A 14,031-nucleotide genomic window follows, 5' to 3' on the forward strand; every position below is an offset into this window, starting at 1 on the left:
ATTAAAAATTCTTGCTAAAATAAAGACTTCTTACTGCCAATTATTATTGCTTAATTATGCCCATATCTCATATTGATCCACCCGTATCGTCAGACACTCGCACGATACCCTTAACGGTTCTACACACGTCCGACTGGCACTTAGGGAGAAGACTGTATGGGCGATTGCGCTACAGTGAATTTGAAGCATTTCTAAATTGGCTGCAAGATACTATTACCAACCAAAAAGTCGATGTATTGATCGTTGCTGGTGATATATTCGATACTATGACACCTAGTAATAAAGCTCAAGCGTTGTATTATGAGTTTTTGGGTCAAGTCTCAAAATCATGCTGCCAACATGTCGTCATCGTCGCAGGTAACCATGATTCCCCTACCTTCTTGGACGCGCCAAGCAATGTTCTCAAGTTCTTAAACGTTCATGTTATTGGTACTGCTTGTGAGGATTTAGATGATGAGGTGTTGGTATTAGACGACGCAAAAGGCAATCCCCATTGTATTATTGCTGCTGTCCCCTATCTGCGTGATCGTGATGTGCGCAGCAGTCAAGCTGGCGAGTCAGGTCAAACCAAAGATGCCAATGTTATCGCAGGTATCTGCGCCCACTATGATGAAGTCGCTCATATTGCCAAAACCAAACAAGCCCAATTAGTCAAAGTACATCAACGTCATATTCCTATTATTGCCACAGGGCATCTATTCGCTGCTGGCGGCAAAACCACCGATGACGATGGTGTTCGTGAGCTTTATGTCGGCTCGCTCGGTAAAGTATCAGCAGATATGTTTAATGAAAGCTTTGATTATGTCGCCCTTGGGCATTTACATGTACCGCAGCGTGTCGGTGGTCGTGAGAGCATTCGCTATTCAGGCTCGCCCATCGCCATGGGCTTTGGTGAAGCCAAGCAACAAAAACAAGTATTGCTCGTACAGTTCGTTGCCGCGCTAAAGGATTCTGATAAAAATAATTTAGATTCAGAAACCATAGCTGAAAATGCTTTAGAGCACTCTGAGGTAGATTCTACAGACACAACAGTAGTACCCACAAAAGAAACGGTTAAAAAGGTGGTGGATCAAGCAAATAGCTTCATGGATGATTTATTTGGCTTTGATGAGTCAACAGAAAGTGATAAATTAGCAAATCCTACTGCTACTGCCAAAGAAAACACTATCAATCTGCAAGATCAAAATATCAAGCAAACATCAGCAAGTTCAGCCACTTCTAATATAACTGCAACAGTATTGCATCAAGAAGATTTGAATCAGATGCGAGTAGTTTCTTTACCAATCCCAAAATTTCAACAACTGGCACAAATATCAGGCGACTTAATAGCAATCGAAAAAACGATTCAATCGCTTAGCCAAACTGAGTCCATTTGGTTAGAGATTATCTATACAGGTGATGATATCGTCAGTGACTTACGTGAACATATTCAGGCGATAGTAGATGGCTTACCGTTTGAGGTATTGAAAATTAAGAATACGCGTATTTATAACAAAGTCCTTAATCAACCGCAAGCTTCTGAGACGCTACAGGATTTAGATGAAATGGACGTGTTTGAGCGGTGCTTAACGATCAATGATGTGCCTGACTCGCAAAAAGACTTATTACGCGATGCTTATGGACAAATACTTTACAACCTACATCATGAGGACAGTCGGGCGGAATGATATAACTGATATTTCATCATCCAGCTCTTCTCACACCTCTCAAATTCTTGTATTTTCTAACACCACTAATCATAAGATTCATCCATGCGCCTAATCGAACTCAGACTCAAAAACCTCAATTCTCTAAAAGGCGAATGGCACATTGATTTTAGTGACGCCGCCTTTGTCAATGAAGGCATTTTTGCCATTACTGGGCAGACAGGCGCTGGCAAGACCACTATATTGGATGCCATTTGTCTGGCGTTATACAGCCAAACACCAAGATTGGGTGATATTACTGGTTCGACAAATGAGATTATGACGCAAGGCATGGGCGAATGCTCAGCAGAAGTCATCATCGAGATAGACACCAAACGATATCAATGCTCATGGTATCAACATCGTGCTCATAAAAAAGCCAAAGGCAATCTATTACCAATTAAACATGAGATTAGTGAAGTTAAAACGGGCAAAATTTTAGAAGAAAAAAAATCAAAGACATCGGCCTATATCCAAGACTTAATAGGTATGGATTTTAATCAGTTCACCCGCTCAATCATGTTGGCACAAGGCAGTTTTGCCGCTTTTTTAAAGTCAGATATTGGCGATAGAGCAGCCATTTTAGAGAAAATAACAGGTACAGATATCTACGCCAAAATCTCATTGAACGTCCATGAAAAAAAACGCGATGAGGAAGAGGTTCTTAGTAAATTACAATACGGTTTAGATGGCTTGATGCTGCTAGACACTGACGACGAAAATGCGTTAAAAGCCAATTTACAGTCTCATCAAGACGCTCAATACAAACAACAAAAAACCATTCAAGACTTGAGTGAAAAGATTAAATGGCTTGATAGCGTTGCAGAGTTAACAGAAAAATTAAGTACTTACCACAACGACCTAGCGCATGCTCAGCAAGCCAAGCAAGACTTTATAGATGATGCCAAGCGGCTAAGCGCTGCCAATAAAGCACTGGAGATTGACAGTCAGTTCAGCCAATTGGTTTACAGTCGCGATCATCTAAAACGTTTGCAAAACGAGCAGCAGCAGATTAATCAGACGTTACCGCAGCAGCAAGATAATGTAAAGCAAGCATCCACACATTTAAAACAAGCACAGAATAGTGCACAAGCATCTGATGAAGAATGGCAGTCTGCCTCGCCTAAGATTAAACGAGCACGCGTACTTGATGCAGACATTGCACAGCTAACGCATACCTTCAAAGACACTCAGCAAAGTCAACAAACCCTAACGACCAGCACCCAAGGATTACGTCAGGAGATAGGACAACATCAACAAGATGCTGATGCGACTCAAAAAAAATTGGTGGTCATAGAGCAGCATCTTAATGACGCAACTGCCCTAAATGATATCGACAGTGATATTGCCAACTTTAAGGGTCATTGTAGTCGCCTAAAACTACTTCTACAAAACAATGCGGTCTTGGCCAATGACAACTTGAGCCAAAAAAATCAAATAGCACATCACCAAACCAATCTCGATGTCTTGCAGCAACAGCAAGGGGTAAAAAATACTGCAAAAACAGCAGCGCAGGATGATTTGACGTCAGTGCAACAACAGCAAGCCGCATTAATACAAGCGCAGTCCTTGACTGATATACGAGACGAGCAAGAGCAGATTGATACCCTTGGTAGCCAACTTGAACAAGTCCACTTCAAGACTCAACGACTCAACGAGCTTAGCGTACAATCTAATAAAATAGAGGCAGATTTTCCTGTCCTCCATGATGAGCTTGCAACAATCGCTAATGCTATAAACCGTAACGAGTCAGCCATTAACGACGCTAAAGACAAGCGTCAAGACAAACAAACCCAGCTACATTTACTACAAAAAGTTGCCAAATTAGAAGACTATATTTCTGATCTAAAAGATGGCCACCCTTGCCCGCTATGCGGTGCGCTAGAGCATCCTTATAGTAAAAATCAGACGCATTTAGCGCAAGATAATGAAGTAACTCAGACGCAGCAACAGATAACAGCGCTGGATGCGACCATAGCTGATTTAGACGAAACCCTATCCGAGCTGCGCATCAATCAGGCGACCAAAGAACATCGAATGAAAGAGCGCCAAGAGCAGCAAAGATTGCTTGATGACCAAATACAACAATTAGATGCGGATATCAGCCAGTTAATTACTGCAGCATTAAGCAAAACAAAATCTCCGTCTATTACCACAATGATACAACCGCTGGCGCAGATGGATACTCAGGCAGATACATTAGCGTTGCTAGATAGCACAAGAGATGCGCTTGCGACACGTAAAAATTCTCTAAAAATGACGTTGTCTCGCTACGAGACACTTAACGACTCACTCAACACGCTTCGTCACACAATAGACGGTATAGAGAAAGAGCAATATAAGCTGGCAAGTGATATTAGTGAGATTGAAAATAATATCAAAGTCAGCTCCTTGACTATAGACAGTATCAATAAAAAGTCTAATGACAATTTTTCTGAGTTAAAGGTTCTGCAAAATGCCATATCACAGCTACTAACAGAATATTTATTTAATAAAAAATTCGCTGACAAGTCTCAGTCAGACTTGGCGCCTTCATTTTCATTACAACCACTGACAGATAGCATCGATAAGCAAGTCATACTAACCGAAGCGGATTATGATCCACATATTGATACACTGCGTCAGTATCATAGCGCCATTTTAGACCTAAAGAATCAGCTCAACGGTTTTAAAGAGGAACGACAAACTCTAAAAACAGTACTTGATCGCTTAGAAACACAAATCGAAACCAAGCAAACTCAGCTTGATAAAGAGGAACATGCGCTTAGTAAATTCGCTCTATTATTGACAGAAAAAACAGCCGCACTTGAAAAATTAAAAGCAGATAGACATGATGTCTTTGCTGATAACAACCCTGAAGAAGAAGACAATCGCTTACGAGCGGCGCTAGAACAGGCACAAACTACGCACGTTTATGCACAAAGACAGTTGGATAGTGCTGAATACACGCTCAAACAATTACTTGATAAAAATAAAAACGTGACCGAACAGATAACGCCAGCAATCGATATGCTTGATAACCAAGAAACTGTTTTTCAGTCAGCGTTAATTGCTTCTGATTTCATTGATGAAGCTGATTTTACTGCAGCCCGTCTGCCTATTGATGAGCGTAATGTACTCAGTCAGCAGCAGCAACATATCGACTATGCGTTAAAGCAGGCGCAATCTTTATTGGCCGATACCCAAAAAGCACTCAAAGATAAACAGGCCAAGCCGCCTACTACCGATAATAGAGAATCGCTCATCCAAAGACAGGTACAAGTACAAGATGAGGTCAATACGCGGATTGAAGCGATTGGTGCGATAAGTCAGCAGCTCAAAGCCAATGATGAGAAAAAAGATAGCCAGCAAGCACAGCATGATGCCATTGGTGCTCAAAAACAAAAATTACAAGTCTGGCAGCAACTGCATAAATTGATTGGTTCATCTGATGGTAAAAAATACCGTACCTTTGCCCAAGGTCTTACCTTTGATCTGATGGTCAATCAGGCCAATACCAAACTGCATAAAATGAGTGATCGCTATCTATTGATTCGCGATGACGACAGTCCGCTTGAGCTTAATGTAATTGACAACTATCAAGGTGGTGAAATTCGCAGTACCAAAAACCTATCGGGTGGTGAAGGTTTTATTATCAGCCTAGCACTAGCGCTGGGACTTTCGCAGATGGCCAGTCAAAATATTCGCGTCGACTCGCTATTTTTGGATGAAGGTTTTGGCACACTTGACGAAGAGTCATTGGATATTGCGCTTGATACGCTGACCAGCTTGCAACAAGAAGGCAAGTTAATCGGGGTAATCTCGCATGTTCAGGCATTAAAAGATCGTATTTTAACTCAAATTAAAGTTGAAAAACTTTCAGGCGGCTTTAGCCAGATCACAGGCCAAGGCTGCCAAAAAATCGTCAATTAAAACGTCATTATTTATTGAACAATAAAAAACCACCGCTAATGAATAACGGTGGTTTTTATTAACAAGCTATTTATAAACCATAGACCGGCTTATTTAGTCACTAGACCACTAAGCTCACTCATCAATACTGAGAGTGTTGATAAGCTCACCTCACTGTTTTCATCGTTACTATAAAGGTCATCAAGTTTACGCATTTCGTTCTCTACCGATGCCAGCTGATCTAAATGACGTGAGCGCCATTCACTAAAAGCTTGCTTCGCATCTGGTTTCGACAACACTACATCCATAAGCAGACGCAAGCTACGTGACAACTCATTTACTAATGCATGGCGGGCACGGCGATCCCAATAATTTTGCTGCGGTAAGCTGGCGATATTATCCATCATCCAATCTAGTTGCAATACTTGATACGCTTCAAAGTATAATGTTGCAATCTCATCGACAGGACGCTCATACTGCTCTGCAAGCAGTGCTGCATCAAGCGCATCGACATGATATGGCAGCATTGCAAACAACGCTGCATCAATATTAGACAGATCTTTTTGCATCAAGCTCGTGGTATCTTCCTGCAAATATTGTGCAAATTGCTGCTCAATAAAACCGCCTGACTTGGTGAGTTTTTCAACACTGTTACTAAAGCGGCTAATCATGTCAGCGACTTGCAAGTCTTGACCAAAGGCATTGATAAACCAAATCACACCACGTTCAAGCGCATCACGCAGACGCAGCTCAAGATTTAGTAGTAACTTAGCATCGACTTGATTGTCCAGCGCTTCAAGCGTCTTCCAAGCTTTTGACACATTAAAGACATCACGGCTAATCGCATACCCACGAATGATGGTAGCTAGTGATTGGTCTGTCTCCTCAAAAAGGCGGAACAACGCTTCAATACCTAAACGATTGACCACACTATTGGTCAAATAAGTACTGATAATTTCACGATGCAAACGATGCTCAGTCATCTCATCAAAGAAGCGTGAGGCCAGCTCATCAGGGAAATACTTGCGTAGCTCATTGATAAAGTATGGATCATCTGGCAAATCAGATAACAACAAGTTGTCATAAACCCACATTTTGCCATAAGCCATCACGACTGCGAGCTCTGGATTGGTCAGACCAGTATCTGCTTTTTGGCGTTTTGCAATTTCTTCATCTGATGGCAAATATTCGATGGCGCGGTCAAGACGACCCTCACTTTCTAACATCTGAATAAAACGCTGATGCTCGCTCAAATTTGCTGCCGCAACGATCTGGCTAAGCTCAATCGCTTGTGGCTGTAAGTAGTTTTGACGTAATACCAGCTCTGCCACATTATCAGTCATGCTTTCTAACAGCTCATTACGCTGCTTCAAAGTCATGTCACCTTGTTCGACGACTTTACCAAGTAAGATTTTGATATTGACTTCGTGATCCGAGCAGTTAACGCCGCCTGAATTATCAATGGCGTCAGTATAAATGCGGCCACCCGTTTGGGCGTATTCGATACGTCCTTGCTGGGTAAAACCTAAGTTACCGCCTTCGCCTACAACGGCTGCACGCAGCTCATTACCGTTGATACGCAGCGCGTCATTGGCACGGTCACCGACGTCAGCGTGAGTTTCGTTAGCGCTTTTGACATAAGTACCGATACCGCCGTTCCAAATGAGATCGACAGGCGATTTCATCAACGCGGTGATTAAATCATTGGGTGCTAACTTGTCTTCTTTAATATCAAAAATTGCCTTCATCTCTGCACTGATGGCAATGGTTTTGTCTTGACGTGAGAATATACCGCCACCTTGGCTAATGAGTGATTTTTCATAATCTCCCCACGATGAGCGAGGCATCTCAAACAAGCGGGCGCGTTCAGCGTAAGAAGCTTCTGTGTCTGGATTGGGATCGATAAAAATATGCAGATGGTTAAAGGCTGCAACCAGCTTGGTATGAGTTGAGAGCAGCATACCGTTGCCGAATACGTCTCCACTCATGTCACCAATACCAACCACGGTAAAGTCATCACGGTTCTGAATATCCATGCCGCGCATACGGAAGTGACGCTTGACCGACTCCCAACCACCGCGTGCTGTGATGCCCATCGCTTTATGGTCATAACCTACTGAACCACCAGAAGCAAAGGCATCATCAAGCCAAAAATTATATTCTGCAGCCAAGGCATTGGCAATGTCAGAGAAAGTGGCAGTCCCTTTGTCAGCAGCAACGACCAAATATGGGTCATCTTCATCATGACGCACGGTATTGGCTGGCGGGACAATATGACCATCGACAATGTTGTCTGTGATATCAAGCATACCGCGTAAGAACGTCTGATAACAGGCGATACCTTCGGCTTGGAACGCTTCACGACCATCTGCCATGGTTTTGTTTTTGACGATAAAGCCGCCTTTTGAACCAACAGGGACAATAACCGCATTTTTTACCATCTGTGCTTTGACCAAACCAAGCACCTCGGTACGGAAATCTTCCATACGATCTGACCAGCGCAGACCACCGCGAGCCACTTTTCCACCACGTAAATGCACCGCTTCAACACGCGGAGAATAAACAAATATCTCAAACATCGGTTTGGGTAGTGGTAAGTTTGTAATGTCTGCTGCCAAGAATTTAAACGACAGACGATCTTTGCGTAGACCATCGGTATCCGTCTGATAGAAGTTGGTGCGTACCATGGCGTTAATTAAGTCTAAATACCAACGTAAGATACGGTCTTCATCTAGGCTATCAACATCTGCAAGGGCGACGTTAATCTGTTCTTGAATTGTCGCTGTCTGCTCTGTGCGGGCATCTTCACTGTATTTAGGATTCATGCGCGCATCAAACAGACTGCATAAGGCCACACTAATATCACTATTTTTTACGACAGCTTGTTGAATATAAGCACTAGAGAACGGTGCTTTTGCTTGCATCATATAGCGTGATAATGCTCGAAGTACGACCACATCATAAGTATCTAACTTGGTAACTAATACCAACTCATTGAAAGAGTCACTTTCAACTCGTCCTGCCCAAATTTGCTTTAGACTGTCTTCAAACTGACCGCGCACCACTTGCATGTTGACGGTATCGACATGTTCTAAAGTCAACTCATACTCTTGCATCCAAATAGGCTGCTCTGGTAAGTCAAACTCATAAGTCTGAGCAGAAATGACCGACACCCCGAAGTTTTCAAGGATTGGCAATACTTTGGACAAGATAACCGGTTGCTCACGACCATAAAGCTTAAGATGTAGCTGATTTCTTGCGTCACCTGTTGACTGATACAAATGCCAAATCATTGGCTGCTCTGTGGTCAGTACTGCTAAACGTTTGGTATCTTCAACGGCAGTACGAGCATCAAAACGCTCTTGGTAAGCGGCAGGAATATAGTTTAAGAAGCGACGATTTAACGCATTGGCTTGCTGCTCACCTACATTATCGAGCAACACTTTTTGATAGCTGTCATTCCACGATTGCATTAGTGCCGATAACTTGGCTTCAAGCGCTTCTGTATTGACGTCATTTACTTGACCTGGCACTGTACGTACATGAACATGGACACGAGCGTGAGCAGATTCGTTGAACTCAGTCGTAAAGCCTGATGATGTCCCGCCATAAGCTTCTTTTAGGACGTTTTGTACTTTGATACGCAGCTCAGTATTGAACTTATCACGCGGAATATAGACCAAACATGAGACAAAACGCTGATAATGATCAATACGGCTGAACAGACGTAGACTCTTTTTGTCTTGTAATTGGCTGATACCAGAAACAATAGGATACAGCTCTTCTACGCTGGCTTGAAACAAATCATCGCGCGGTAAGGTATTAATCACGTGCATCAGCTTATGATGCGCGTGTCCATCACGTGGTAATTCTGCCATCTTCATAATTTTATTGGCTTTTTCACGCAATAGCGGTATTTGCTGTACAGTAAGCTGATAAGCTTGTGATGTCAAAAGACCGATAAATCGATATTCACCAACCAGTTTGCCATTGTCATCAAACTTATGAATACCCAAAAAGTCCATATATACTGAGCGATGTATAGGCGATACACGGCTTGATTTAGAAAGCATCAATACTCGCGGTTCAGTCAATAGCTGCTTTAACATCTTAGGTAGCTGGGTAAAGCTTTCTGATAACTTATCTTGTTCAGCACCACGCAATAGACCAAGGCCACTATTACCAATGGCAAATAAATCTAAATCAGCAGGTTCAGCATCGACTTCAACAGCTTGGCCTCCTTCTAAACGGTATTCGCGGTAACCCAAAAATATAAAATGATCGTCCAATATCCAATCTAAGAAATTTTGTATTTCTTGCTGCGAATAAAATACTTCTGGTAATGGCTTTTTGGATAGCTCAATTTGAATATCAGTGAGCTTGGCACGCATCTCTTTCCAATCACCGACGACAGTATCTAGCGTATCGATTTTGGTTAACAGCATTTTTTGTAGTGCTTCCAAGTTTTCAGAATCTTGGTAAGCAATTTCGCAATGAATCAAAGACAAATGAGAGATCGCACTTTCATCTGCGCCTTTAATATTTGTGATTTGTCCGTCATCATTGCGCTCGACGCTAATAATAATATTATAAGTACGATGAACGTCGATACCTTCTGCTTCAAGACTCATCAAAATAGTATCGACTAAGAATGGTCTGTCATAAGCAACAATCTGGATGACAGTATGTGAGCTATGAAAATGCTGCTCTTCTGCCATTGGATTTAGCACAGTCAGTTGTGGCTTACTACCATCATAGGCTTTGAGTAGCGTAAAATGATGTAATGCCATACCTGCCAAGTCAGTATTGCTGATGTTTTCAGCGGTCTCTTGGTATAATGGTTCATAATAACTATGAATAAAGTGGTCAAATAATGATTTATCTTTTTGTACATAACTGGTAGCAATATCGCTTATCTGGCTTATGCGCTCTTTTGCGATACCGAGAGAGTTTGGCATGTCCTTCGTCCTTTTTTACAGGTTTGGTTTAGCATTTATTGGTGTTTATTAATTCGTATTATTACTGGCATCGTATGAATACATATAATATTACTCATAATGCGAAGCAGTATATCCATTTACGCAAATTATTCTATTTTTTCTTACTTTTTTTAAGTTTTTCTCCTTTTTTTACCCTTATATCGTAAGAATATGAGCAATTAGGATTTAATACTATTAATCTAGTGAAGTGTAACGCACATAAGGCGCGAGCTAAAGCCTACAACATCATTTCATGAATCAGCAACATGCCGATAACATTTATTAATGAGACAAATGTTTATTTATTGGTGATTAATTGCTGGCAAGTGGATACTCGTGGTAATCGGTACAGATTTTTTGTTAGAATATACGCCTGTATTTAAGAGTGTATGACTCACTCATTATTAACTTTAATGCTAAGGGTAAGACGTATGATGAATATTTTGGTGATTGGTTCAGGTGGTCGTGAACACGCACTAGCTTGGCAATGTGCAAAAGATGAGAATGTAAAAAATATCTACGTCGCGCCTGGTAATGCTGGTACTGCCCTTGAATCTAAATGCCAAAACGTCGTATTGGAATCTACCGACGCTAATGAGCATAGTGCGGTCATAGCGTTTTGCCAAAATAATGCTATTGATATGGTCATTGTTGGACCTGAAGCACCTTTAGTCACTGGTATCGTTGATGCTTGCCGTGATGCTGGTATCAAAGCTTGGGGGCCGACGGCGTACTGTGCACAATTAGAAGGTTCAAAGACCTTTGCCAAAGAATTCATGGCACAGAACAATATTCCAACAGCCGCTTACCAAGGTTTTACGGACGCAGACGCTGCCAAAGCCTATATTAATGAGCAAGGTGCACCAATCGTTATCAAAGCAGATGGGCTTGCCGCTGGTAAAGGCGTCATCGTTGCAGAAACTATCGAGCAAGCACATGAAGCAATCGATGACATGCTTGCGGACAATAAATTTGGTGATGCTGGTAGCCGTGTAGTGATTGAGCAGTTTTTGCAAGGTGAAGAAGCCAGCTTTATTTGTATGGTCGATGGTGAAAATATTTTACCCATGGCAACCAGTCAGGATCATAAACGCGCTTTTGAAGGTGATACAGGACCGAACACAGGCGGCATGGGTGCTTACTCTCCTGCGCCAGTCGTTACTCAAGATGTTCATAACAAGGTAATGGCACAGGTCATTCAGCCAGTGGTTGATGCGATGAAAAATGTAGGCCACCCTTATACTGGATTTTTATATGCAGGTTTGATGATTGATCAAGCAGGCGACCCTTATGTCATCGAATTTAACTGCCGCTTTGGTGATCCAGAGACACAGCCTATTTTGATGCGTTTGCAATCCTCAATGGTAGATTTGGTGGCAAAAGGGCTGGCAGGTCAGTTACCGAGTAAGGCTAAATGGGATACCCGCCCTGCTCTTGGTATTGTCGTCGCTTCAAAGGGTTATCCTGAGACATCTTCAAAAGGTGACGTGATTGCTGGCTTGCCTGAGCTTGATGTCAATAACAATGGCATGGTTAAAGTCTTTCATGCTGGCACCGCGTTTTCTGATGACAATGTCGTAGATAACGGAAAAGAAAATGGTGAAAAGGAAGTGATCACTAACGGTGGACGTGTGCTATGTGTGACTGCTCTAGCAGATAGCATTTCTGATGCTCAACAAGCGGCACTAGCAGTAACAGGCGCAATCAGTTTTGACGGGGCGCAATATCGTCGTGACATAGGTCACCATGCTATCAGCCGTGAAAAATCTCAATAAACTATTGTGAATTAGGCGAAATAAATAAGCAGTTTGTCTCTCTATATGCCTCATTAACTTTCGTCTTACATTATTTGACCTAGCATGATGCTAGGTCTTATTTTTACTATCACTTTGCGATATTTCAAATATAGCAATACTTACCATCATATTACTTCTTACAAAGTAACTGCTATTAGCCAGCGAAGGCCCATCAACCAAATGGGCTTTATATGATACAATTTTGTACCTGTACATCGTATCTCCCTTGTATTGTAGGTCTCGAACCCACACATCAATACCAACTGGATGAATGATTATATTTATGGCAAATGATACGTCTAAACCTTTTAATAATAAGCAATCAATCGATAACTTAAAAACCTCAGGGTTTGAGCGCCGAATGTCGATTGCCAAAACCTCCCTGAATATTGGTCGTCGTTGGGCGGGTAATAGTGTGTCTGGCATGTTCTTAAATAAAGAAGCACGCACAGCGCGTAATCAGGTGTTTATGGAAACACAAGCAAATTATCTTGCATCAGAACTTGGTAAGTTAAAAGGTTCAGTCGTAAAGATTGGTCAAATGCTGGCGATTTATGGCGAGCATATCTTGCCACCTGAGATCACACGTGCTCTACAAACATTAAATGATGACACCGCCACATTATCATGGCCAACGATAGAACTAACGCTACAAAAGTTGTTGGGAGAAAAGCTAAATGAGCTTGACGTCGATCCTGTTCCTATTGGAACAGCTTCACTTGCTCAAGTACACCGCGCCACAGTCATTGCAACTGGCGAACAAGTAGTGTTAAAAATTCAATATCCTGGCGTGGCAGATGCTATTAACTCAGATCTTGCTCTATTTAAACAGTTATTGAAAGTGAGCAATATCGTTCCGCAAACCCGCTCGCTTGATGCATGGTTTGAAGAGATACGCGACCTACTTCATCACGAAGTCGATTATGAAGCAGAAGCCGCGACCACTGAACGTTTTTATGAGCGTTTAAGTAACGATCCGCGTTATGTCGTTCCTAAGATTAATCGGGACTATTCCAAAAAGCGTCTATTATGCATGTCCTATGAGTCAGGCATTACCGTTATTTCTGAGGCGTTACAACTATTACCTCAAGAGCGCCGTAACGCTATCGGTCAAGCCGCCATTGAAATCATGATGCAAGAGATTTTTGTGTGGGGTGAGATGCAGACTGACCCAAATTTTGGTAACTATTTAGTTCGTATCAATGACAATGAAGATGGTATCGATAAATTGGTCTTATTAGATTTTGGTGCTATTCGTCAGTTCGATACTAACCTATTGACTATTGCTCACGGTTTATTGAAAGCTGGCTATCGCCATGACCATCAAGCAATGATGCAAGCAATGACTGGCTATGACTTCTTCGATAGCATGAGTGATAAAGTACGTTTTGATATTGCCTCGTTGTTCTTATTGGCTACTGAACCTTTCAGCGATCCTGCCATTAACCCTGACATCCCAGCTAATTGCCTAGATGAAAGCAAACGCTATATTTGGGCAAACAGTAAACTGCACTCACGTCTCTCAACCGTGGCAACACGTGCGATGCAATCTTTCGAATTTAATCTTCCACCAAAAGAATTTATGTTCATCAGTCGCAAGTTTATTGGTGCTTATACGTTTCTTACAGTATTAGATTCATATACTGATTCTAATAAGCTAGTAAAACCTTATTTATAATG

General features: G+C 41.9%; 5 protein-coding genes. 4 read left to right on the top strand and 1 reads right to left on the bottom strand.

Annotation, left to right across the window (positions count from 1 at the left end):
* The first annotated feature begins 56 nt into the window (after positions 1–56).
* Both JMX48_RS10090 and JMX48_RS10095 read left to right on the top strand, forming a co-directional pair.
* Positions 57–1,667 (top strand): exonuclease SbcCD subunit D C-terminal domain-containing protein, encoded by a 1,611-nt coding sequence (locus JMX48_RS10090; RefSeq protein WP_201537343.1) that lies wholly within the window; start codon positions 57–59, stop codon positions 1,665–1,667.
* A gap of 84 nt (positions 1,668–1,751) precedes the next feature.
* Complete coding sequence (locus JMX48_RS10095) at positions 1,752–5,597, top strand: AAA family ATPase (RefSeq protein ID WP_201537345.1); 3,846 nt, start codon at positions 1,752–1,754, stop codon at positions 5,595–5,597.
* 89 nt (positions 5,598–5,686) lie between these two features.
* Here JMX48_RS10095 and JMX48_RS10100 read toward each other — a convergent pair whose 3' ends face one another.
* Positions 5,687–10,534 (bottom strand): NAD-glutamate dehydrogenase, encoded by a 4,848-nt coding sequence (locus tag JMX48_RS10100; protein ID WP_201537347.1) that lies wholly within the window; start codon positions 10,532–10,534, stop codon positions 5,687–5,689.
* A gap of 455 nt (positions 10,535–10,989) precedes the next feature.
* On the opposite strand from JMX48_RS10100, the gene purD reads away from it, so the two are divergent.
* The gene (gene purD, locus JMX48_RS10105) at positions 10,990–12,330 is read left to right on the top strand and encodes a phosphoribosylamine--glycine ligase (protein ID WP_201537406.1); all 1,341 of its coding nucleotides are present in this window, start codon (positions 10,990–10,992) and stop codon (positions 12,328–12,330) included.
* Positions 12,331–12,634: 304 nt separating this feature from the next.
* The gene (locus tag JMX48_RS10110; protein ID WP_201537349.1) at positions 12,635–14,029 is read left to right on the top strand and encodes an ABC1 kinase family protein; all 1,395 of its coding nucleotides are present in this window, start codon (positions 12,635–12,637) and stop codon (positions 14,027–14,029) included.
* The last annotated feature ends 2 nt before the right edge of the window (positions 14,030–14,031 follow it).

The sequence above is a fragment of the Psychrobacter immobilis genome (assembly GCF_904846225.1).
Lineage (GTDB): Bacteria > Pseudomonadota > Gammaproteobacteria > Pseudomonadales > Moraxellaceae > Psychrobacter > Psychrobacter immobilis_F.